This is a genomic window from Roseibium sp. SCP14, assembly GCF_040329475.1.
In the GTDB taxonomy this organism is placed as follows: Bacteria; Pseudomonadota; Alphaproteobacteria; order Rhizobiales; family Stappiaceae; genus Roseibium.
The window spans coordinates 1-21,869 of sequence record NZ_JBDZYH010000002.1 but is presented as its reverse complement, the minus strand read 5'-3'; the positions used below and the strand labels follow the sequence as shown (position 1 = coordinate 21,869).

Below are 21,869 nucleotides of genomic sequence, written 5' to 3'. Positions count from 1 at the left end.
AATCAAAAATGGGGCTCGTCATGACTGATGAGAACGATGACGCTTGCGTGCTGAAATGGCCGACAGCCGCTGCGCGGCAAAAGGCATGTGAAGAGTTCTGCGCGCATATTTCACAAGGATACTCGATCGAGAGTTTTCCGGCCGCCGACCGCAAGACAATCCGCTATTACGCCGAACAATTTCCAGAAGACTTTCCGGCCGGAAAGCTGGAGGAAGCGACGCGTCGCGGACTTCTGGAATGGGAGCGGATCGGCAAGGACGGGGCGAAAGGAGAGCTCACCAAGTTCAACGCCAGTGCCTGGACGTTCAACATGAAGAACAGGGCAGGCTGGCGCGACCGGACTGAACTGGAGACATGGGGCGTTCTGGGCGGAGCGGACGACGTTCAAAAAATGGAGAAATTCAAGCCACGCAGCACAGCGGAGATCGCGCTGGGGGTGATGGCTCTTTTGACGCGTGAGGGCACACAAGCGAATGACAACAGCACTGAAAACGCTGATTGACCACATAGACAAGATGCCGGCCGAGGACAGGGTCGCCTTGCAAAAGCAACTCGACGAGGCCGGTGTTTTGGACCAGTTCGACGTCTGGCAGCCGCAGGATGGACCGCAGACCGAGGGGTACTTCTCTGAAGCAGATCTGACCCTTTATGGCGGGGCGGCCGGCGGTGGCAAGACCGATCTGATTGCAGGTCTCGCCCTTTTTGCCCATCACAAGGCAGTCATTTTCCGTCAGTCGCTGAAATCGCTGAAAGGGCTCATCGAGCGCATGAACACGCTGATGCGTCTGGCGGGCCTCGGCAAGATCTCCGGCAATCCGCCCAAGTGGGTGGGGCCAGATGAGCGCATGATCGAGTTCGGCCATCTGGGTTTGCCGGGGGCGGAGGAAGACTGGCAGGGACGGGACCATGACCTGAAGGCTTTCGATGAAGGCGCGCAGATGGATCCGCGCAAGATCATCTTCGTGCTTGGCTGGCTCAGGACGACACGTCCGGGGCAACGTTGCCGGGGGCTGATTGCCACCAACCCGCCACTTGGCGGACAGGGAGACTTTCTGATCGAATGGTTCGCTCCCTGGCTGGACCCGTTGCATCCGCTGTACGGCAAAGTGAAGCCTGGGGAACTGCTTTGGGCCGTGTTTCTTGATGATGGCGATGCAATTCGCACGGTTTGGGTGGATGGGCCGGAACCGGTGGAAATCGAGGGTGAAGTTCGAACGCCGAAAAGCCGAACTTTCATACCGGCCAAGCGACAGGACAATGCGTATCTTGACGAAAGCTACGATGCGCAGCTGGACCAGATGCCGGAGCCGATGCGAACGGCCTTGAGAACCGGGGACTTTCAGGCGGCGCGGCAGGATCACGATTGGCAGGTTATCCCATCGGAATGGGTGGATAAGGCCTTTCAACGATATGACGAGGGCATAGACAGGGACAAACCGATGAACGTGCTGGCCGTCGATGTGGCACAAGGCGGCAAGGACAAAACGGTCCTGCAGCCGCTCCATGGCAGGCGGTTCGAGCAGAACATCATCCGAAAGGGAGCCGACACCCGGGATGGTTCGGATGTCGGGTCGCTGATTATCAGGGAACGGCGGGACAATGCGCTGATTGTGGTCGACTGCACCGGAGGCTGGGGCGGCGATACGGTCGGCTTTTTGAAGCGCGAGAATGATATTCCTGTCGAGAAATGCGTTTTCTCAAGTCAGTCGGGAGAACGAGCGAAAGACAGCCGGATCCCTTTCTACAACCTGCGGGCCCAGCTCTATTGGCGCCTGCGTGAAGCCCTGCATCCGAAAAGCGGACAGGGACTGGCGATCAAACGCTCTGCAACGGTAAAGGCGCAACTGACAGCTCACCGCTGGAAGATGAAAGGCGGCAAGATCCTGATTGAGAGCAAGGAAGAGATAAAGGAGCGTCTCGGATCGTCTCCGGACGAAGCGGACGCAATTGTTGAGGCGTTGGGATGGAAGGACAAGGCGGAAGTCAAACAGGTAATGAAACAGCGGCGGCAGATACAGACCGCTGCGTTGGAAGACCCTCTTGCCGGCTTTTGATCAAGGATCTTTGCGTGCGCGATGCGTCCTTCATAGCGGCCAACATGCGGGAGGCGGACTTCAACGAAATTGCCTGCCTCTGGAAAAACTGGGATACGCGTGCGCTTGGTGTTTGTGCGGTGGAGACTGCGGTTCGAGGCAAGGTCTGGTCTGTCTGGTACGATGGGCAGCCGGCGGCGGCGTTCGGTTTCAGCCATGCATCGGCCTTCGATCCGGATCACTGGCAGGCCTGGGCCTTCGGGACGGATCGGTTCAAACGGTGCGTCCCGTTGATCACCCGGCATTTCAATGAGCTTCGACCGGCTGTTGAGCGGGAGTGCAGACGCCTGCAGGTTCTGACTCACATAGAACACGATATCGCTCACGGCTGGATCGAGGCGCTGGGCGGACAAAGAGAAGGGGTGCTGCGCTCCTACGGCCGCGGCGGCGAGGATTTTCTGTTATATGCCTGGACCGGACAGGGCAGCTGCCAGCTTTGAGCGCCTCAGGCGCACGCTGTCGTGCCACTGCGTGCCTTTTGCTTCAGGCTTTCCATCTTGCGATAGGTCGCAACGGCTTCTTTGCCGCCACGGGTGGCAGTATAGAGTTCGAGGGTTTCAAAATCCTTGTGGCCAATTTCCGCAATCGCCTGATCGGAATAATCGAACCTTTTTGGATCTCCCCACAGCTGCTTGATGAACTGCCTGTACCGCCATTTCCGGAACGCCATGATCGATATGTTGCGGGCTGTGAACCAATAATGTTTTGCGAAAAAAGTCAGCGGTTTTTCAAAGGCAGACCCGGGTGTCGGTCGGTGCGGTATTTGAGCCGCAAGTAACCGCCGTCAAGTGAAAAGACGTTGTGCAATCGCGAACCTGTTCCGTAGAGAAGCAGACGGTTCATTGTTGCGATTTTCTTGTTACTGCCGAGGGCCGCGGTGCGGCGCAGGACTGTGCGGCAATGGTCGGGCGAGTAAAAGCGACCGACCGCTTCAAGATAGACACGGTCGAGCATGTCGCCCGGAAAGTTCGGGTGCCGGATGACGCAGTGCGTGAGATCGTATTTGTTAAGGTCCGGATCTGTCCATATGCCGCCCATTACCGCGTTTTTGTGGTCTTCCGATCCACGCAATGGCGTCAATATGGATAGCGACAGGATATCGATGGGAAGTTCCCGCTTGATCACGTCAATGTCGCGCAGGATGGACTGGCGTGTGTCGTTCGGAAATCCGATGATGTAGCCCGCCGTGAGAATGACCGGGTGTTTCTTCCAGGCGAGAAACATTTCCCGATAGTCTGTGATCTTGTTCTGACGCTTTTTCGAACCTGCAAGATTGTCAGGATTGATGTTTTCCAGACCGATGAAGACCTGATCGACGCCGACCCGGACGCATTTTTCAATGAAATTCGGGATCTTGTGGCAAAGCGTGTCGACCTGAATGATCAACGTGAAATTCAGTTTTTCGCGCTTTCGAAGATCGATCAGGCAATCGAGAAACGCTTCCCAGTTGCGGTTGCGGGCGAAGTTGTCGTCTGTGACGAAAAACTTGGTCACACCGATCTTCGCGTGGTCTCGAATGATGGCTTTTAGATCCTCTTCGGAGCGGAAGCGGCTGCCTCGGCCCTGAACGTTGATGATGCAGCAGAAGCTACATTCGAACGGGCACCCTCGACCGAGGTCGAAGCTGCCATAGCCAAGCGTCGAGCGATCGATCTGTTCACGTTCGACCACCGGCCTGGGTTGACCGGGGAGTGAAGGAAGGTCCTTCATATGGTTATAGACCGGTTGGAGTTTGCCTTCGAAGGCATCTCGCAAAACCGCGTCGAAGCGCCCGCCTTCAGCTTCGCCCAGAAAAAACTTATGCCGTGTTTTTGTGCTTCAAGCATTTCAATCGGCATTTCGGGGAGCATCGCCATGCAGCCCGTGACGTGAAAGCCGCCGATGCTTACCGGAAGACCAGCTTTCAGAAACGTATGTGCCAGATCGACCGCGCGCGGGAACTGGTTGCTCTGAACGCCTGTAAAGCAAACGAGGCCGCGGCCGCCGTTGCGATTGATGTGGGCGATCAGTTTTTCCGGCAGGATGCGGGAATTGCCTTCGTCAATGGAGAGAATATTCAGGTCAATATCCCGTCCCAATACCTTCCGCTTCTCACAATCTCGGACAATGCCGTTCAGGCAGGCAAGGGAGTTGGCAGGTATCGTGGTGCGATGCCAGTGGATGGGATAACCGTCGTCGTCGTACTTGGTAGGACGGTTCAAAATGACATGAAACAATTTGCGCGGCATGAGGGCCTCCTTTCGGATCAGCACAGAAAATCGCCCCTGAAAAGTGCCGTTCGCGCAAAGAGCCTAACAACTCGAAGTGTGGGTGCAAGAACAAAGTTTACGCAACGTTATTATACTGGTTGAGGGATCACGTATTGAGGTCGAACATTCGAGCCCAGTTCGTCATTGTCATACCGTTTCGATATTCTTGCTGCATGCCGGGGTCGAGCACCTCGATCAGCAATCGGTTCTCCAGCCAGACTTCCACACAATGGAAAGGGCCTCGGTTGCAGGTTCTTGCCAGCCAGTTTCTTTCCGTAGCGGCCAAAATGATCTCCCTTGCAAGAAGAGAAGATGCAATAGCTGCATGAGCAAAGCTCGGGCCGGAATCCGGCGTGCCGATGCGACACTCGATCTGTTCCGGCCCTGCCTGAAGAACGTGCGTGAGCGGATAGACTTCGATCGCGGTGCCGTCATCGGTAGCAGCAAAGGCAATCCAGCTGTCGGGAAAAGGCGGAAAGGGCATTGCGTTTCCGCCCAGAAGATGGGCGAGAAACTCGGCAACATTTTGCGGAAATTCCGCGTTGATCGATACATGCAACAGGCCCACTCGTCCCTCCCATCCTGTCCGAAAACCGAGCTCAGTGTTTGTAGCTAGGACATCTTCCCGTTGCAGCAAGTCATGGTGGCGCCAGTCATATCATCACCCTGTCGTAATACTGGACTTCGGGAGGGGTGGTCATGAACGAAAGAAGTTGCTGCATGACACCATTTTCAGTAATCGACTGAATATAAGACTGATGATGCTGGCGGGATTTCCACTCCTCCAGGATCAGCAGTTGATTGCTTGTCTGGTCAAAAAATATCGATACAGACAACGCACCGTCGTAGCTTCTTACGGCCGGCAGCTTTTCTTCCAAAAACGGCTCGAGCTTTGCGTATTGTTGCTCGCGAACAGTCATCTCCAGGGTCACCCAAACACTCATTTGATCGTCTCCTTTGTTGAGTGTGGTTTTCATACGGGTGGCCGGAATCTGCCGATATCCATGACTGATCAAAAATACTGGAAATCGGGCGTGACGTGAGGCATTAGGTCCACTGAACGCGAAGGCTCGAACATGCAATTCTGCCTGCACTTATGAGAGGCAATATGCGCAAGAACAAAAGTGACCGGGCAGCGGCGTTGGCAGATGGATTGAGCCAATGCCTTATTATTCCTCAAGGGCTCGCGGGCTTTGCCGATGCTCACAGAGTAATGCAGGATGGCGCGGCGGCCATTTTTCACAAGCTGATCAGTGCCAATGCCTTGGGCGTGGAGTTCTTCAGCTCTGTGCCCTGCCTCTGTTTCGTCATGCGCGGACGAGAAACTTTCATCACGCCTGTTGGTGAGGAATTAATTGTGCAGGCCGGAGAGATGATCCTGTTGCCGCGAAACCTGCATATGGTGTCGAACTTCACCAACGACACCGGTCCGCTGGAAGCCTTTCTGTTCTTCTTTGATCAAAGGATCGTTTCCGAGTTTCAGCGGACTGCAGTCAGTCGTTGGACGCAAAATGACAATCGGGTAGGAGCCTACAAGATCGCTGCCCGGGAGGGCGTTCCGAACTATATGCGTTCGCTTGCGACAGCCTATCGGCATTTGCCCAATGCCCGTGGCATGCTGAATGCCAGGCTTCTGGAATTGCTGCACCTTGTGGCGGCAATCGATGAGCCGAAGAAACTTGGGGCGTTCTTGGGTGAGAACAGCACGGAAACGGGAAAGAGGAACATCCGGCATCTCATGCGTATCCATCAGGCGCACAATCTCAGTGTCGCCGACTACGCGTTGTTGTCCGGACGCTCGGTTTCTTCGTTCAACAGAGAATTCAAACGGCAATTCGGGATTGCGCCGAGCCAGTATCTGATCGAGCAACGGCTTCTCAAAGCCCGTGAAGCGGTTCTGGACACCTCTGCCGCGGTGACGGATATCGCACTGGATGCGGGTTACCAGAATACGTCGCATTTCATTGCAATGTTCAAAAACAGATTTGGAGTGACACCCAAGCGATTGCGATTGTCGAACCTGTAACTTTTGAACTGAATTGTGTCACGGATAAACGCACCAAATTGACGTGCCAACCAGTAGAGCGCTGAGCGAAAGGTCAAACAGTCTGCAATCTTCCAGGCAGCGTTCCGCCAGAACGATGAGTGTCAGGCCGGCCATCCAGACCAGGTTCATGGCACCTCCTACGAAGAAGAGCAGCATCAATGGTCCTGTGCTGAGGACACAGTTTTTCCCGAAGACGAGGGCCGAATGAAGGGACAAGCGGGAAAGGCGGCAGGCAGACCGCGTGCGTGATTTCAATCCGGTCAGCTGATAAACACCTGCACCTGCCAGCAAAGCAGCGGAAAGATTCGGCGAAACGCTCCACATCATGAAGGGATGGAGCAGAGCCGTCTTCTCCAGTCCCCATTGCAGACCCGCCGCAGCGATTGCGAACAATAGCCAAACGAAAGAGTAACCGCACAGGAAAACAAGGCTGGCGAGAACAGTTGAGCGTCTGAAGCGGTTGAACTCATTCAGACCAATCGGCAAAAACATCATCGCAAGCATCATGGTCCACCACATCAGGATCATTTGCAGTGCGTAGCTGGCTGTCCAATCTTCAACGAGACCAGCCACTTGCTGGGCCGGCGGCAAAGACAGTCGCGTCATGGCCCAAACGGACATGCCTGTGCCACTGCCCGTGAGGACAAACGCCCAAAGGAGTGCTGAACACACGAAGGGCAGAGCCACCGGCAGGAGGCCTGCCGGCAACGTTCGGATGGTGGCTTGGCTGTCAGTACCGGTCATGGTGTCTTACCCAGGCCATCGGATTGCCTTCCGCCGGTTCGTCCCGGCCTTTGGGCGTCAGATCGATATAGGCGTAGGCGGCATTTGTGGCATCGAGGCCGCGCCCATACATGGAGTAAGTGTGGTAGACGGCCCCTTTCTCGTCCTTGGCAAAGACACTGGTACCGTGCATCTCATCCATGAATGCTTCTGGCATGATGCCGAAATTGTAGGCAGTACCGCGATCTGCTGGACGGGTCTTGTCAAAGCCGACATCAAAGTCGTGATTGAAGCCGTTCTGGAAGGACGAGACCCAATTGAAAGTCCAGCCCATGCGTGACTTGAATTCAAGAAGCCTCGCCAACGGTGCCGATGAGACTGCACTGAAAGCGATGTCGCGAGCAGCAAAGTGTGCTGAAAGGCCCTCGTAGCTGTCGGCCCAGAAAGAGCAACTCTTGCAGCCTTCCTCCCATGCCGGGCCGAACATGAAATGGTAGGTAATGAGCTGGGAGTGAGGACCGAACAGGTCGCTCAAGGTTTGATGGCCGGATTCGGTTTCGAAGACGTAGGTTTTGTCCAACCTGATCCAGGGCAGGGCCTGACGTGCTCGGGTGATTTCGTCTTTGAGCCGGGTGTGTTCCTTTTCGCGTTGAAGCAGATCCAGTCTGGCCTTCAGCCACTCTTCGCGCGTTGCAGTAACAGGATGTGACATCTTCCAAGTCTCTTCAGGCACTTTTGGCAATCGGGGTGTCTTCCCGCCAGTGAGGCGGCATCGTAGCGGCGACTTCCGGCAACGCGTTCAACCGGTTCTTCCAGGCAGCGACATATGGATAATGATCGGGCGGGTAACCGAAGCCGGCGGCGGTCATCAGTTCGGTTCTGGTCTCAACTGCCCGCTGCAACAACCTGACTTCGGGATATGCGAGTGCGTCCGCTGCGCTGGGCTTTTCACCCGCAAGGAACGTTCGACCGTCGGACAGGAGGCTTTCCAGGTAATGGCATTCGGCGTGAACAAGAGCGGATTCCTGTTGGAAAGTCTGGTCGTCTTCGCTTCCCGCTTGAGGAACCTTGGCATCGGTGAAGAACGCACGGCTCAGGAGTTGCCGGTTGGCTTCACGCAGGTATTCCCGGCACTCCATGGCGATTTGCCAGATGATCGCAGCTTGTTCTGGTGTTTCACCAAATAGTGGCTTTGCCGGATAGGCCCTGTCCAACCAGGCAAGAATGGCTATGGAGTCGCGCAACAACGTGTCGCCCGACGTCATAACCGGAACCTTGGCGCGTGGGTTCATCGCCAGGAATTCGGGTTTCAGATGATCTCGTTCCGAAACGCTGAGGATCCTGATGTCTGCATCGATCCCCTTGAAGGCGAAGCCCAAGAGTACCCGCCAGCCTCGCGGCGCACCACTGAATGTGTATAGAGTTGGTCGCATCGAATTTCTCCCGTTTTCCGATAGGGAGAATGTGCGCCTATAGTATCAACAAGCAAGTAGGCAGAAAAATCGTATATAGCACTCAAAAAGATACTATTGTTGAAATTCAATCGTTTTTTCGTCCAACTTTTCTTCCCTGTGGTCCACCCACCATTGATGCATGGTCTGGAACATGGTCTTCAGCGCGAGTGCGTCCGGGGTCGCGGAATATTCGACACGCGGAGGAACTTCTGCATAGACCTTGCGGTTCACCAGCCCATCGTCTTCCAGAGCGCGGAGCTGCTTGGTGAGCATGGTCTGAGTGATGCCGTCCATTTCGCGTTGGAGTTCTCCGAAGCGTTTGGTGCCCCTGAAAATCAGAATCTGCAGGATGGTGAGTTTCCACTTGCCGCCAATCATGTTGAAGATGACGGGGGCGGGGCAGAGCCTTGTGTCCTGATCGTCCGGCATGGTTCCTCCGTTGAGTTCGGGTGAGAGCACCGAAAGCACGAGAATTGCTCAATGGTCTTGTTTCGACGGTTATACGCGAAAATCATGCCTGCCTCCAGAAACAGGGTTCCCAGGCATTCCAGCATCAAGGGACCCGGCACCGAGGGATTCGTTCTAGAAAACGTCCGTGGTCGTATCGAGCAGGATGTAGATCCCGGCGGCAATCATGACAAAGGGGGAAAGGCGTTCAAAGAAGCGGCCGATATTCTTGTTTCTTGCAAGACCGTTCGACAGTGCCGTGCCCAGCACAAGGAGGCCGGCAACAGCGAGGACGGCGCCGAGCACCGCAAAGTGATCCATCTCCTGACGGCTGTCTGCGAAGATAGCAGCCAGCAACACGAACGTGTCGGTGCTGAGTGCCAGGAAAATCGACGAGGCCCCGATGACGGAGTTGGCCGACGGGGCTTCCGTCTGGTCCAGAGCCGAGTGGCGGTTTGTCTTCCAGATCTCCCACAAACCCAATCCAATCGGGACGATGCCGAGATATCCCAACAATTCGGGAGAAATAAATGTCGCGCCGGCCCCCACCAGAAACGAACCGCCAATGACCGCAACATGGGCGACCATAAAGCCGGAGAGAACCTGCTTGCGCCGCCCAGAGGAAGAAAGAGCAAGAAAGGCGAACAGGCCGTCGATGTTTGTCAGGACATAAGCCAATGCGACGGAGAGGGCGAAAACCACTCGGTAGAATCCCTGGAAAATGTTTGATTTCAAACAGTGCTGCGTTGGTGAATAGCATCCGGACTGGGCAGGAGCCATGGGGCGTGTGTTTTTATGTGCGCTGGGGCGACCTTTGAATGGCTGTCAGCCGACAAAAGGCAGGTGGACGGCATTGAAGGAAAAGTTGCAGAAAAGCGCAATATGACGATGGTTGCCGATGCCCTTGATCGCAATACATTTTCTGAAAAATCGTGTCTGAACAAGGATTTCAGACATTTGACGAGGCTCGACGCTTCGTCAAATCGAGGTTAAAACAGTCCTCATACCGATACATTGGGAAAGTGTGGCTGCTTCGCTGCATCGCTCCGCGAACGAACAGAATTTCAAGTTGCGAAGTTTTGTCAGACCTTCGCGCCTTCCCAGATCCCGAATTGCAAATACTTGCCGTCGCCAATGCCCGGACCTTGCAGAATATGCAGGGGCTACGGTTTGGCACGTAATGCGATGGGTGGCCTTCCGCCGTTCATGGATGTCATTTCCGCATATTCACTCAAGACAGAATGAGGTGCCCTTATGTGCATGTTCTCAAAACCGAAAACTCCAGAACCAACGCCAACTCCGCCGCCACCACGTGCGCCGGACACGCAAAGACAGGCAAAGAGCCTTCAACTTTCAAACAGCAGGCGCCGGGCTGCTGCATACAACACAAGAGCAACCAACGTTACCGGGCCGCTGGGTGTATCTGATTACCTGAGTGCTTCCCGGCCCGGTGTTACGCTTCTGGGGCGGGCTTGATCCACATGGGTATTGTCGATGATCTGAAATCGGAGCTGCAAAGCGCCCGGTCCGAACGCCAATGGTACGAAGCCGACTGGCAGGACTATGTGACATACACAGCGCCCGATATGGAACGGGCGTTCAACCGGCCGGGCGGGGTGACTGCTCAGGACGGCATGAGCGCCTTTCGCCATTCTGCCGCCAGGGAGCGCTCGCGCAAACTCTACGACCCGACGGCGGTCTGGTTGCTGGACCGGCTTGCGTCCGGTGTCGGGTCGCTGACCATGCCGGAAGGTTTCAACTGGCATGGGGTAGGTTTCGGCGACCCGTTCGCGCCGCCGCCGACACAGGAGGACGAGGAGTTTTTCGAGCTGGTGCGGGATCACCTGTTTCGCGTGCGCTCATCCGGAAAGTCCGGTTTTGCGCTTGCCAACCGGTCACGGCTTTTGTCGACCGTGAAATTGGGGACAGGCGTCCTGTTTCCGGCCGAAAACGAGGGTAACCTTGCCGATATCCGCACGCCGATCCATTACCGCTATGTGCCGCTTTACGAGATCTATCTGGTCGTCGATGCGCAAGGCGCCGATTGCGGCTTCTTCCGGGTGCGCAAGCTGAAAGCCTGGCAAGCCGTGAAGGAATATGGCGGCAACGTTTCCGACAAGATCAGGGAGGAAGCGGATGATCCGAAGCGCAAGAATACGGAGCACAGTTTTGTTCACGCCTGCTTTCTGCGCGAGGGCGGCTTCGAGGATGCAACGGACATCCGCAAGTCGCGCTATGAAAGCGTCCACTTTGAGGAAGAAAGCAAACATGTCTGCCGGAAGGGCGGGTATTTCGAATATCCGCTGGTGATCAGCCGCTGGGACCGGGACGGCCTGTCTCCCTATGGTTCGCCGCCTCAGGCCAAACTGATGAGCGACATCAAGAGCCTGCAAAGCCTCGCGCGTGACGGATTGATTGCCAGTTCGCAGGCGGTGCGCCCGCCGATTGCCACCCATGCCCAGGAACGGCAGCTGGATCTCAATCCGGGTCGGACGAACCCCGGCCTGATCGACGAACAGGGCAGGCCGCTGTTCCGGCCGATGATCGATACGGTCAATCCCCGAGGGAAAAGTGGAAGTTCCTGCAGAGCCAACATTTCCGGACGCCGTGTGGGATTTTGAAAACCAAGTTTTCACGGAGAAAGTGCTAACGGCCGATGAGGCGCGGAAAAACACGCCTTCGTTATCGCGTCGACAATTCCGGCGCGGATTGCTCAAGGCGGGCGAAATCCTTCCCGGTAAACAAAAGGTCACCTCGACAGAAATTGAAGCGCTCATAGCTTCAATTCCGGACGAAACAGAGCGCGAAGAGGCGGAAATTGACTGGCAGGATGCGGAGCAATTTGAGCGACTAACCCCACTTGTCGTTACGCTGTCTTCCGCCCTCGGGTTCACTCCGGAAGAAGTTGACACGCTTTGGCAGGTGGCCTTACAAATCTGAGCCTGCCTCCCCCCTGAATACACCACCGCCCTCGAGGCGGTTTTTTTTATGCCTGAAAGGATTCCTATACTTTCGACATTGATCATTTGGCTTGTGGCTCTTCCGCTGTTCATGGTGGCAAACCGCTTTAGGGGTGGAGGCTGGCCACATCTTTCTGACCCGCTCCCAGGTCGGGCGCTGTTCTATGTCTCCCCGGTCCTGGGGCTCTTGACTTGGGCAGGGTTCGGGGACCGCGATTTCGCTATCATGACCGGCATTGGCTTCTTGATCTGGGGCGCGCCTGGTTGGGGGCTTTGGTTCGATCTTCATGAAGACGATGCGAAGCAAAAGGACGATCCGCGGCGAGATACTGCCTTCGTCAAGTTTATCGATGCAATCAGTTTTGGTTCCGACCATGTGGCCATGTTCTGGCGGCACGGGCTCTTCGTGGCTCCATACCTGGCCGTGGTGGCATGGGCTTACGCGGCTCCAGTGGTCACACTATTTGCGCCCGTCTTCGCCGTTCTGGGTGTTCTGGCCTATGCGCTCAAGAAACTTTCTGGGCTCGGCAACAGGCACAGCGAATTCGCCATTGGTGCCTTTTGGTGGGCCTTAGTGCTCGCCGTGTTCCTTTCCGCCTCCGGATAGCTTCCAGAGGTTCCCAAGTATGAGACTGATCTCGAATTGGCGCCGCGTTCTGCGCAGAGCGTGGAGCGTGCGCCTCATGATCTTTGCTGCGCTGCTGTCCGGCGCGGAAGTCGCGTTGCCCTTTCTGGGTGACTTCATCGAGCCGGGGCGCCTGGCGCTTCTGTCGGCTCTTTCCACTGCTGGCGCATTCGTCGCCCGCATTCTTGCACAGAGGAATTACAGAGATGGGACGTAAAACCGGGACTGTCGGCGCGGCGGCGATTGCGCTTGTCGGTGCTTGGGAAGGCCTGCGCCTGACTGCTTATCGTGACGTTGTGGGCGTGCCGACTGTCTGCTACGGCGAGACCTATGGGGTAAAGCTCGGGGACAAGTACACAAAGGCTGAATGCGATGCAATGCTTATGCGCTCACTGCGAAAGCACGAAGCCGGAATGCGCAAGTGCCTGAAGAACCCGGATGCCATTCCCGGCAAGTCCTATGTCGCTTTCGTCAGCCTGACTTACAATATCGGGGTAGGGGCGTTTTGCCGGTCGACGGCGCGAAAGCGGCTCAACCGCGGCGACGTTCGCGGCGCGTGCAATGCTGCCAAGTGGTTCAACAAGGCTGGTGGCCGCACCATCAAGGGGCTTGTGAACCGCCGTGCGGCAGAGCATAGGCTTTGCCTGGAAGGCCTGAAATGATCGGGGCTGTTGCTTGGATCATGCAAAGCCGCACAGCGCGTACAGCACTCGCCATTGCCGCCGTTCTGGGCGGCCTTTTTGTTTGGCACAAAGTCGACAAGACAAGCGCAGTGCGTCGGGCAGTGGTTGAGTATGTCGCAAAGGTCGAGCTGACCGCGGCACGGCTCCAACTGGAAGAATTGAAGCGCCGTCAGGCCGTCGCTGATGGGGCGAGGCGTTTCCTTCAAACAGAAATCGAAAAGGCCAACGCGGAAGCAGAGGCCGCAGCACAGGAGCTGGAACACTATGTTTCGACTGTTGAGGCCGGTTGCGTTGTGCAGCCTGGCCTTATTGACCGCCTGCGGAACCGTTGACGAACGGTTGCAGGTCGCCGCCGCGACCCAAGGCGAAACGGAAGCAACCAAGGAGTTGCCGCCCTATCCGACAGATTGCCGGTTGCGCGAAAGGTCAGGCGTCCGGATCGGGGAACCTCTGGACGTTGCCTTGATCCGGACAGACCAAGCCCTTGGCCGCGCCAATGCCCGCGCGAGGCGGTGCGGCCAGTGGTACGACAAAATCAAGATCGGCTTTGCAGGGGGCGAAGGTGACTGAAGACGAATTGCGCGAGGTCGCCAAGGAAGGCGGCAAAGAGGGTGGACGGGAAGCCGCAAGGGAAGTGCTGCGCGCTCTTGGTGTCGATGTTGAACACCCGTTCGAAGCTCAAAAAGATATGCACTTCCTGCGCGATCTGCGCAAAGGCACATCAAGCGTCAAAGGCAAGGCCATCAATACGATCATCGGGGCTCTGGCCCTGGCGGGGCTTTACAAGATCTTCACCGGATTGAAGTGAAATGGATGCGATAAAAACGACGTTTACGAACGCTACAGCCCAGCTTTAGCGCGTGACGTTGCTGGTGCAGGATCAAGGATATGCCCGGTATCGAATTCTGTTCCGCTCCTCACTGGGCGAGAAACTGCATTTTCAGTTCAAGCAGGTTTGGGTCGCCCGGATTGGCGTCCAGTGCTTTTTTGAGGGTGGTTTCAGCCGCTGACAAATCTCGTTGCGCCCAGAAAAGTTGCACTAGCATGACCCAGGCCTGAACGAGTTGAGGATCGAGTTCCGTTACTTCCGAAAAGGCATTTGTTGCAGCCGCAACGTTTCTCATCGCAAGTGCGGCACCACCGATCGCCATATGCGTCTCTGGAAAATCGGACTTGGCTGCCAAGGATGATTGCCACTCCCTTGAAGCCCTTATTGCCGCCGTGCCCGCATTCTCGGGAAGATCTCCCCGCCGTATAGTCAAAAGTTGACGTGCCGCGGCAATTCTTACTGCCTTCGCGGGATCTTCGAGCGCTTTCGCGATCCGTTCTGCCTTCAGGTTGCTTGAAGCGTGTTCCTGAAGTGCAACTGCCGCAGCTCTGATTAACGGGTCAGCGTCTTTCAAAAAGGGCGAAACCTGGTTTGCCAGATCTGCATTTGCATGGCGGCCCAACAGGTTTAGAGCGGTTGCGCGAACGATTGCAGGAAATGTCCGCTGTGAAGCGATCCCCAAGAGCTCCTTTATCAGGCCTGCGGAATTGCTTCTCGCCGTCGCAAATGTTTCACCAAAATGCCTTGTACGGTGCTTGCTATCGGGGAATCTGGCTTCAAGTTCCGCTGCTGCCCAGGCCGGAGTTTGGTCCTGATGACAATCATTGCATGCGTTAGGTGTTCCAATCGTCACGCTCAGGTCAGGTCGCGGAACTCTAAATGAGTGATCTCGGCGGCCATCGACACCCATATAGGTTCGTTCAACCATATGGCAGGAAATGCATTGGGCACCCTCTGTGCCGGTCTCGTGAAAGTGATGGGAGGGGGCGTCGTACGTTTTGGGTGAAAGTGACGGAAAATCAGAATTGCCTGCAGTTGAATGACACTGAGAGCAAACTGCATTTCCAGGGGCAATTAAACGTGCGTTATGCGGGTCGTGGCAGTTTGTGCATCTGACACCTTCAGCATACATTTTTGATTGCAGGAAAGACCCATAGACATACACCTCGTCGAGGATCTGACCGTCCGGGTGATAGAGACCCTCACGTAGCAATGCCAATCGGTAACTGTCATGGAAAGGTGTACCTGGGATAGGGGAGCTGTCCTGGAACGGTTCTCTGCGAGAATGGCAACCGGCACATTGTTGAATTTCCTTCTCTGGCTCAGCTCTGGAAAAACTTAAGAGAAGGCCTTTATTCGATAATCCTGGAAAAGGTGAATGCGCTGATTGGGTCTGGTTCTCCGCCCATGCAACATGCGCTTCACCGGGACCGTGGCAAGCTTCGCAACCGACACCAATCTCGACCTGTGTGCTCGTGTACTGCCGATTGCGCAAGCTGTAGTTTTTTGAATAACCGGTGGAGTGACACTCCGCGCATCTGGCATTCCAGTTCTTGTACGGACCGCTCCAGTGAAAGCCGTCTTCCGGCTTCAGGACCTGATCGGGGTAAAGGTGAAACCAGGTCTTGTTTTGCTGATCCCAAACGACATCAAAAGACTGCAGTCGACCAGGTTCCAATTCAATCAGGTATTGCTGTAGCGGAGCAATTCCTCCAACTCCCACGACCTTGAAGGTCTGGGGGGCGTCGACAATGTCAGAGGTTTCGATGAAATAGCCTTCATTGGTCTGAAAGAAGCGGGTTTTTCTGCTCTTGTGAGTGAAGGTGGCATCGTTGAAATCTCCATCTACGGTGTCCCCGTCAGGTCTCATCCAGGCTTTTGCGTGATGCGATTGTTGCCAGGTACCTGCCTCAGTCTGGTGACAGGTTTCGCAGCTTCCTGACCCTACATAGTTGGGTATCGGATCAGCCTGCGCGAATGCTGCAGTGGTCGCAAAGACAAATTTAAGAAAAAGAAGTCCAAAACGAGTTGGTTCAAACATACCGTTCTTCCCAAACACGGTGCGCATTCACATTGTTGATTTTCAAATACATAAGGAAACGATCAAAAAGTCGCGTCGATTATCTCATGACGTAATCGGCTATCGTTTGAGTGAAGATGTCAAGAAAATCTTCCCCGTAGGACCGGAGTAATAGAATGCCATTATTGTACTGATGGCGCGCAGTATCATAAGTCCCTTCGCGTAGTTGTAGAAATCAGAGCAATTGCCGGTGAACCCTGGGAGGTTGTCCGAATTCAAGGCGATAGGCGCGAGTCATCGCGCTTGTGTTCTGATAACCACAACGCTCTGCAATCTCAGCTATGTTTAACGTCGTCAGTTCGACTAGCCGGCGGGCTTCACGAAGGCGAATGGACTTGTAGACAGAGCTTGGCGTCAGACGCATCTCGTGCTGAAAGTGGTCTTCTAGAGTTCGTTGATCGATACCCAGTCGATTGGCAATTGTTGGTATGGACAGAGGTCGTTCGATTGTCCTGCGCATTAGTGCCGTTGCACTGCGAACAAGTGTATCAGATGACATCCTCTGGAAAGGATCATGCATTTCAAGTTTGTCGCCATGCATGAAGAGTGCGGCGATCTCCAGTGCAAACATCGGGCTATGATGCTTTTTGATCAATTCAAGCGTAAGCTCGAAGGCTGTTGAGGCCCCACCACATGTGGCCAAGCCAGGTTCAATGATGAAACGATTCTCAACAGCATCCACTTGGGGGAAGGTTTCAGAAAAACGGGTGAACTCATCCCAATGAATCGTAGCCTGGTATCCGTCAAGCAGACCGGCTTTTGCCAGTAGCCATGCGCCCGTATCCATACCTACGAGCGTCGAGAAGCGTGTTCTGGCAGTGCGTAAGACATCACTGGTTCTGGGGTTCGCATATTCGGAAAAGCCGTAACTCGGCATAACAATGAAATAGTCCCCGCTTGGCCTAGACTCAGCCCACGACAGCGTTTCGACCGGCAGTCCGCTTGATGAAGTTATTGTGCCGCCTTCCAGGCTGATATGTCTCCAAGAATAAAGACTTTGACGCGCAATGGTATTGGCCGCACGGAAAGGTTCGATTGCGTTTGCGAGGCAATGATTGGAGAAACTTTCAAATAGCAAAACACAGATAGATTGTGTTTGTGCAGGTTTTTCCGAAAATTGCATAGTTTTCTACCAAAATTGCACAGTTTTGTCTCCCAACTTGTCTCACTCTTGTGAAGCTGAGGCAAGAGGAGGTGTCAGATGCATTTTGGGCTAAGTGAAGAACAAGAGATGATCGTTTCAACGGTTCGCTCTTTTGTCGAAAACGAGATCTATCCCCACGAAGACATGGTGGAAAAAACAGGGCAGGTTCCCTTGGTGCTTGGCGAAGAGCTCAAGCAAAAATGCATCGATCTCGGCTTTTATGCCTGCAACTTTCCGGAGGAAGTCGGAGGTGCAGGGCTCAGTCACGTGGATTTCACTTTGGTGGAACGTGAGCTCGGAAGAGGCTCAATGGCGTTGACGCACTTTTTCGGCCGTCCTCAGAACATCCTGATGGCTTGTGAAGGTGAACAGCGCGAGCGTTATCTAATGCCTGCTGTGCGCGGCGAAAAAATGGATGCGCTCGCCATTACTGAACCGGATGCAGGTTCCGATGTCCGAGGGATGAAATGCCAGGCGATCCGCGATGGCGGGGACTGGGTGATATCCGGTTCCAAACATTTCATTTCAGGTGCTGAGCACGCCGACTTTTTCATTGTGTTTGTTGCAACTGGTGTTGACGAGACCCCGAAGGGACCGAAGAAGAGAATTACCTGCTTTCTCGTAGATCGTGGCACGCCAGGTTTCGAAGTTCGAGACGGCTACAATTCTGTCAGCCATCGGGGTTACAAGAATTACATTTTGTACTTCGACAAATGCCGCTTGCCTGACTGTCAGATCTTAGGAGAGGTCGACGGAGGTTTCGATGTGATGAATGATTGGCTTTACGCTACTCGCTTGACGGTGGCGGCCATGAGCGTCGGGCGCGCACGCCGATGCTTTGATCATGCAGTGAACTATTCGGTGGAACGCAAGCAGTTCGGTCAATCAATCGCAAAGTTTCAGGGAGTTGGCTTTCAGGTCGCCGACATGATCACCGAAATTGATGCTGCTGACTGGATGACGCTGGCGGGCGCCTGGCGGTTGGACCAGGGGTTGCCCTCAAATCGTGAAATTGCAAGCGCCAAGCTATTTGCGACTGAAATGCTGGCGAAGGTTACTGATACAACGCTTCAGATCCATGGAGGAATGGGCCTCATGGATGATTTCCCGATTGAGCGGTTCTGGCGCGACGCCCGGGTCGAGAGAATCTGGGACGGAACCAGCGAGATTCAGCGTCATATCATCAGCCGGGATATCTTCCGGCCGCTTGGAGCATAGAAATGCGGTCGCTCGAACGCTTGCTCCGACCAAAATCGGTCGCAGTGATAGGTGGTGGGACGTGGTGTGAGAACGTCGTTCGCGAATGCAGGAAAAGTGGATTTCGCGGTGAACTCCGAGTGGTTCATCCCAAACGGAGTGAAGTCGGTGGCTGCATGGCTGTTAAGTCGATTGACGAACTGCCGTTTGCACCGGATGCAACGTTTATAGGTGTCAACAGGCATTTGACGGTCGATATAGTACGGCGCTTGTCGGCAATTCGGGCAGGTGGTGCTGTTTGCTTCGCTTCAGGATTTCGCGAAGCCGCCCAAGAACTTGATGATGGCCATAGCCTGCAGGAAGAGTTGGTGCTTGCAGCGGGTGACATGCCCATCCTAGGACCCAACTGCTACGGTTTCATCAATGCGTTGGACGGCGCAATGCTCTGGCCTGACCAGCACGGTGCGGAGGTTGTTTCTCGCGGTATTGCGATTATTTCGCAATCCTCGAACATTGCCTTGAACATGACGATGCAGACGCGGGGTCTGCCGATAGCCTACCTTCTGACTGTTGGAAATCAGGCACAAACAGGTCTTTCGGATATCGGCGAGGCGTTACTGGATGATGATCGTGTGACGGCTATCGGACTGCATATCGAGGGTATCGGTGATCTTCGCGGTTTTGAGCAATTCGCTCGCAAAGCCAACGCGCTTGGAAAGCCGCTGGTCGCCTTGAAGGTAGGCAAGTCTGAACAAGCCAAAACCGCAACGGTTTCGCATACCGCATCGCTGGCAGGAGGCATGGCCGGGGCGAGCGCCCTTTTCAGGCGATTGGGGATCGCTCAGGTCGACAGTCTCCCAGTGTTGTTGGAAACGCTCAAGCTGGTGCATGTCGCAGGTTATTTGCCAAATGCGCGTATCGCTTCCATGTCCTGCTCCGGAGGGGAAGCAAGCCTGATGGCAGACACGGCATTCCAAAAAGGTGTTTTCTTTCCGGAGCTCGATGACCAACAGAAGACACACCTCAAAAGAGTCCTGGGTCATAAAGTGGCGCTTGCTAACCCCCTAGATTACCACACCTATATCTGGGGCGACGTCGATGAAATGAGCCGAACTTTCACGGCGATGATGCAGGGAGATCTTTCGCTCGGAATTGTCGTTCTGGATTTTCCTCGTGCTGATCGTTGCTCACAGGATGAATGGGTGAAAGTGCTTGAAGCCATAGAGATTGCGGTCAAGGCCACCGGTAAACCCATGGCGGTATTGAGTTCTCTGACAGAGACTTTGCCCGAGGATGTCGCCGTATCACTCATGGCAAAAGGAATCGTCCCTTTTTGTGGAATGGAGGAAGCCATGTCAGCGATCGCTGCGGTTTCTTCAATTCCTGAGGAGTTGACTTCAGAAACGATCCATATTCCCAAGACGGTCGGGAATTCGATAACGATTTCGGAGGGCAAAGCAAAAATTGCCCTGCAGAAACATGGTGCGCGGATACCCGTCAGCGTTCAGGCAAAAGGTGCATTCGAGGCCGTTTCTGTTGCTGAAGACGTTGGCTTTCCTGTGGTTTTGAAGGGTCTTGGAATTGCGCACAAGACTGAGGCCGGAGCGGTTTCTCTTAACCTGATGTCTGCCGAAGAGGTTTCCGACGCAGCAAGTGCTATGCCAGCCGATCGTTTCCTTGTCGAGGAAATGGTGACAGGTGGCATTGCCGAGCTTCTGGTGGGTGTTTTGCGTGATCCCGCACATGGCCTCATCCTGACCCTCGCAGCGGGAGGGGTGTTGACGGAGCTGCTTCAGGACAGTGTCTCTCTGATCCTGCCAGTTTCCCGATCAGAGGTGAGCGATGCACTTAGTAAATTGAGAGTTTTTGAGATTCTCTCGGGCTATCGGGGCGGTCCCCAATGCGACCTTGATGCAATCAATGATGCTGTGATGGCTGTTCAGAGTTACGCCATGTCGACTGCGGTCGAGGAAATTGAAATCAATCCTTTGCTGTGCGGCCGAGATTTTGCGATCGCGGTGGATGCATTGATCAAATGTGGAGAGGCAATCGATGAGTGATCCAATCAAAACCAGTAAAGACGGTCACGTTCTGGAAGTCACGCTGGATCGACCAAAGGCGAATGCAATTGATCTTGCGACCAGTCGTATTATGGGTGACGTTTTCACCGAATTCAGGGACGACCCGAACCTCAGGGTGGCAATCATTACAGGGACGGGAGAGAAGTTTTTTTGCCCGGGTTGGGACTTAAAGGCTGCTGCATCAGGTGATGCGGTTGATGGTGACTATGGAAAAGGTGGTTTTGGTGGTCTTCAGGAGCTGCGCGGTCTCAACAAGCCCGTCATTGCGGCGGTAAACGGCATCTGTTGTGGAGGCGGTCTTGAGCTTGCTTTGTCCGCAGATCTGATCCTCGCGGCGGAACATGCCACCTTTGCGCTTCCCGAAATCCGTTCCGGAACGGTCGCTGATGCGGCAAGTATCAAACTTCCAAAGCGTATCCCCTATCACATAGCCATGGAAATGCTGTTGACCGGTCGCTGGATTGACGTCGAAGAAGCAGCTCGATGGGGCTTGATCAATCACATCTATTCTCCCAGCGACCTGATGAGTGAAGCTCGCAAGCTTGCTCAACTGTTGGCCTCGGGACCGCCGCTTGTTTATGCGGCGATCAAGGAAGTGGTTCGGGAAGTTGAAGGCATGAAATTTCAGGATGCAATGAACCGCATCACCAAGAGCCAGTTTGAGACTGTTGAAAGGCTTTACCGGTCCGAAGACCAGTTGGAAGGGGCGAGAGCTTTCGCTGAAAAACGCGACCCGGTCTGGAAAGGCCGATAGGAGTAAGCCAATGCCTTTGCAGATGAACCGGGAAGTATTTGTGACATGTGCGGTGACCGGGTCGGGCGGGACGCAGGACAAGTCGCCGCATGTACCGCGCAGTCCGCGCGAGATTGCAGACAGTGCCATTGATGCGGCCAGGGCCGGAGCCGCCGTCGTGCACTGTCACGTGCGCGATCCGGAAACCGGCGCCCCGTCACGCAGGCTGGATCTTTACCGGGAAGTGACGGAGCTGATCCGCGCCGCCGATGTCGACGTGGTGCTGAACCTGACCGCCGGCATGGGCGGCGACATTGTCTTCGGCTCCACCGAAGCGCCGTTTCCGGTGAATGCGGCCGGGACCGACATGATCGGTGCGTCCGAACGCATGGCCCATATTGCCGAATGCCGTCCGGAAATCTGCACGCTCGATTGCGGCACCATGAACTTTGCCGAAGCCGACTATGTCATGACCAACACGCCGGGCATGCTGCGGGCCATGGGCGCCATGATGACCGAGCTC

At 55.0% G+C, this 21,869-nt stretch carries 28 protein-coding genes; 16 read left to right on the top strand and 12 right to left on the bottom strand.

Going from position 1 to position 21,869, the window contains the following annotated elements:
- Positions 1 to 20 precede the first annotated feature (20 nt).
- From ABLQ08_RS07545 to ABLQ08_RS07535, 3 genes are read left to right on the top strand one after another with little or no spacing between them, the layout of a single operon-like run.
- A complete protein-coding gene (locus ABLQ08_RS07545) occupies positions 21 to 503 on the top strand; it encodes a hypothetical protein (RefSeq protein WP_352940553.1) in 483 nt (160 codons plus the stop codon).
- Positions 475 to 2,055 carry a hypothetical protein gene (locus tag ABLQ08_RS07540; RefSeq protein ID WP_352940552.1) on the top strand — a complete coding sequence of 527 codons (1,581 nt, stop codon included), beginning with the start codon at positions 475 to 477 and terminating at the stop codon, positions 2,053 to 2,055. The genes ABLQ08_RS07545 and ABLQ08_RS07540 overlap by 29 nt, the downstream gene beginning before the upstream one ends.
- Before the next feature lie 14 nt (positions 2,056 to 2,069).
- Positions 2,070 to 2,534 (top strand): hypothetical protein, encoded by a 465-nt coding sequence (locus ABLQ08_RS07535; protein WP_352940551.1) that lies wholly within the window; start codon positions 2,070 to 2,072, stop codon positions 2,532 to 2,534.
- 5 nt (positions 2,535 to 2,539) lie between these two features.
- Here ABLQ08_RS07535 and ABLQ08_RS07530 read toward each other — a convergent pair whose 3' ends face one another.
- The 5 genes from ABLQ08_RS07530 to ABLQ08_RS07510 all read right to left on the bottom strand — a co-directional run bounded on the left by ABLQ08_RS07530 (position 2,540) and on the right by ABLQ08_RS07510 (position 5,287).
- The gene (locus tag ABLQ08_RS07530) at positions 2,540 to 2,764 is read right to left on the bottom strand and encodes a hypothetical protein (protein ID WP_352940550.1); all 225 of its coding nucleotides are present in this window, start codon (positions 2,762 to 2,764) and stop codon (positions 2,540 to 2,542) included.
- A gap of 47 nt (positions 2,765 to 2,811) precedes the next feature.
- Entirely contained in the window at positions 2,812 to 3,804 is a 993-nt protein-coding gene (locus tag ABLQ08_RS07525; protein ID WP_352940549.1) for a B12-binding domain-containing radical SAM protein, read from the bottom strand.
- Complete coding sequence (locus tag ABLQ08_RS07520) at positions 3,801 to 4,322, bottom strand: hypothetical protein (RefSeq protein ID WP_352940548.1); 522 nt, start codon at positions 4,320 to 4,322, stop codon at positions 3,801 to 3,803. Before ABLQ08_RS07520 ends, ABLQ08_RS07525 begins: the two co-directional genes overlap by 4 nt.
- 127 nt (positions 4,323 to 4,449) lie before the next feature.
- Positions 4,450 to 4,911: a hypothetical protein gene (locus tag ABLQ08_RS07515; protein ID WP_352940547.1), complete on the bottom strand. Its 462-nt coding sequence runs from the start codon at positions 4,909 to 4,911 to the stop codon at positions 4,450 to 4,452.
- Positions 4,912 to 4,996: 85 nt separating this feature from the next.
- Positions 4,997 to 5,287: a putative quinol monooxygenase gene (locus tag ABLQ08_RS07510; protein WP_352940546.1), complete on the bottom strand. Its 291-nt coding sequence runs from the start codon at positions 5,285 to 5,287 to the stop codon at positions 4,997 to 4,999.
- 164 nt (positions 5,288 to 5,451) lie between these two features.
- Here ABLQ08_RS07510 and ABLQ08_RS07505 point away from each other — a divergent pair, with 164 nt between their 5' ends.
- A complete protein-coding gene (locus ABLQ08_RS07505) occupies positions 5,452 to 6,369 on the top strand; it encodes a helix-turn-helix transcriptional regulator (RefSeq protein ID WP_352940545.1) in 918 nt (305 codons plus the stop codon).
- An 18-nt stretch (positions 6,370 to 6,387) separates the two neighbouring features.
- Here the strand turns inward: ABLQ08_RS07505 and ABLQ08_RS07500 are convergent, their stop codons facing one another.
- From ABLQ08_RS07500 to ABLQ08_RS07480, 5 genes are all read right to left on the bottom strand, one after another.
- Positions 6,388 to 7,134, bottom strand: a complete 747-nt coding sequence (locus tag ABLQ08_RS07500; protein WP_352940544.1) for a DUF2182 domain-containing protein — start codon at positions 7,132 to 7,134, stop codon at positions 6,388 to 6,390.
- Positions 7,121 to 7,825: a DUF899 domain-containing protein gene (locus ABLQ08_RS07495; RefSeq protein WP_352940543.1), complete on the bottom strand. Its 705-nt coding sequence runs from the start codon at positions 7,823 to 7,825 to the stop codon at positions 7,121 to 7,123. Before ABLQ08_RS07495 ends, ABLQ08_RS07500 begins: the two co-directional genes overlap by 14 nt.
- A gap of 13 nt (positions 7,826 to 7,838) precedes the next feature.
- Entirely contained in the window at positions 7,839 to 8,546 is a 708-nt protein-coding gene (locus tag ABLQ08_RS07490; protein ID WP_352940542.1) for a glutathione S-transferase family protein, read from the bottom strand.
- Between the two features lie 93 nt (positions 8,547 to 8,639).
- On the bottom strand, positions 8,640 to 8,996 hold the full coding sequence (locus ABLQ08_RS07485) for a winged helix-turn-helix transcriptional regulator (RefSeq protein WP_352940541.1): 357 nt from the start codon (positions 8,994 to 8,996) through the stop codon (positions 8,640 to 8,642).
- Between the two features lie 153 nt (positions 8,997 to 9,149).
- The gene (locus ABLQ08_RS07480) at positions 9,150 to 9,716 is read right to left on the bottom strand and encodes a hypothetical protein (protein ID WP_352940540.1); all 567 of its coding nucleotides are present in this window, start codon (positions 9,714 to 9,716) and stop codon (positions 9,150 to 9,152) included.
- Positions 9,717 to 10,495: 779 nt separating this feature from the next.
- On the opposite strand from ABLQ08_RS07480, the gene ABLQ08_RS07475 reads away from it, so the two are divergent.
- The 8 genes from ABLQ08_RS07475 to ABLQ08_RS07440 all read left to right on the top strand — a co-directional run bounded on the left by ABLQ08_RS07475 (position 10,496) and on the right by ABLQ08_RS07440 (position 14,090).
- Entirely contained in the window at positions 10,496 to 11,635 is a 1,140-nt protein-coding gene (locus tag ABLQ08_RS07475; protein WP_352940539.1) for a portal protein, read from the top strand.
- Positions 11,622 to 11,954, top strand: a complete 333-nt coding sequence (locus tag ABLQ08_RS07470; RefSeq protein WP_352940538.1) for a hypothetical protein — start codon at positions 11,622 to 11,624, stop codon at positions 11,952 to 11,954. Before ABLQ08_RS07475 ends, ABLQ08_RS07470 begins: the two co-directional genes overlap by 14 nt.
- Positions 11,955 to 12,200: 246 nt before the next feature.
- Positions 12,201 to 12,581 carry a hypothetical protein gene (locus ABLQ08_RS07465; protein WP_352940537.1) on the top strand — a complete coding sequence of 127 codons (381 nt, stop codon included), beginning with the start codon at positions 12,201 to 12,203 and terminating at the stop codon, positions 12,579 to 12,581.
- A 19-nt stretch (positions 12,582 to 12,600) separates the two neighbouring features.
- A complete protein-coding gene (locus ABLQ08_RS07460; RefSeq protein WP_352940536.1) occupies positions 12,601 to 12,816 on the top strand; it encodes a hypothetical protein in 216 nt (71 codons plus the stop codon).
- Positions 12,806 to 13,261: a lysozyme gene (locus ABLQ08_RS07455; protein ID WP_352940535.1), complete on the top strand. Its 456-nt coding sequence runs from the start codon at positions 12,806 to 12,808 to the stop codon at positions 13,259 to 13,261. The genes ABLQ08_RS07460 and ABLQ08_RS07455 overlap by 11 nt, the downstream gene beginning before the upstream one ends.
- The gene (locus tag ABLQ08_RS07450; protein ID WP_352940534.1) at positions 13,258 to 13,614 is read left to right on the top strand and encodes a hypothetical protein; all 357 of its coding nucleotides are present in this window, start codon (positions 13,258 to 13,260) and stop codon (positions 13,612 to 13,614) included. The genes ABLQ08_RS07455 and ABLQ08_RS07450 overlap by 4 nt, the downstream gene beginning before the upstream one ends.
- On the top strand, positions 13,592 to 13,852 hold the full coding sequence (locus tag ABLQ08_RS07445; protein WP_352940533.1) for a hypothetical protein: 261 nt from the start codon (positions 13,592 to 13,594) through the stop codon (positions 13,850 to 13,852). Before ABLQ08_RS07450 ends, ABLQ08_RS07445 begins: the two co-directional genes overlap by 23 nt.
- Complete coding sequence (locus ABLQ08_RS07440) at positions 13,845 to 14,090, top strand: hypothetical protein (RefSeq protein WP_352940532.1); 246 nt, start codon at positions 13,845 to 13,847, stop codon at positions 14,088 to 14,090. Before ABLQ08_RS07445 ends, ABLQ08_RS07440 begins: the two co-directional genes overlap by 8 nt.
- 109 nt (positions 14,091 to 14,199) lie before the next feature.
- On the opposite strand, the gene ABLQ08_RS07435 is transcribed toward ABLQ08_RS07440, so the two are convergent.
- Entirely contained in the window at positions 14,200 to 16,179 is a 1,980-nt protein-coding gene (locus ABLQ08_RS07435; protein ID WP_352940531.1) for a multiheme c-type cytochrome, read from the bottom strand.
- A gap of 187 nt (positions 16,180 to 16,366) precedes the next feature.
- Positions 16,367 to 17,314, bottom strand: coding sequence for a GlxA family transcriptional regulator (locus ABLQ08_RS07430; protein WP_352940530.1), 948 nt, complete (start codon positions 17,312 to 17,314; stop codon positions 16,367 to 16,369).
- Positions 17,315 to 17,392: 78 nt separating this feature from the next.
- Here ABLQ08_RS07430 and ABLQ08_RS07425 point away from each other — a divergent pair, with 78 nt between their 5' ends.
- From ABLQ08_RS07425 to ABLQ08_RS07410, 4 genes are all read left to right on the top strand, one after another.
- Positions 17,393 to 18,553 (top strand): acyl-CoA dehydrogenase family protein, encoded by a 1,161-nt coding sequence (locus ABLQ08_RS07425; protein WP_352940529.1) that lies wholly within the window; start codon positions 17,393 to 17,395, stop codon positions 18,551 to 18,553.
- Positions 18,554 to 18,555: 2 nt separating this feature from the next.
- Positions 18,556 to 20,592, top strand: coding sequence for an acetate--CoA ligase family protein (locus ABLQ08_RS07420; protein WP_352940528.1), 2,037 nt, complete (start codon positions 18,556 to 18,558; stop codon positions 20,590 to 20,592).
- Positions 20,585 to 21,367 carry a carnitinyl-CoA dehydratase gene (locus ABLQ08_RS07415; protein WP_352940527.1) on the top strand — a complete coding sequence of 261 codons (783 nt, stop codon included), beginning with the start codon at positions 20,585 to 20,587 and terminating at the stop codon, positions 21,365 to 21,367. The genes ABLQ08_RS07420 and ABLQ08_RS07415 overlap by 8 nt, the downstream gene beginning before the upstream one ends.
- A 10-nt stretch (positions 21,368 to 21,377) precedes the next feature.
- The coding region (locus ABLQ08_RS07410) for a 3-keto-5-aminohexanoate cleavage protein (protein WP_352940526.1) at positions 21,378 to 21,869 on the top strand (492 nt) is incomplete at its 3' end.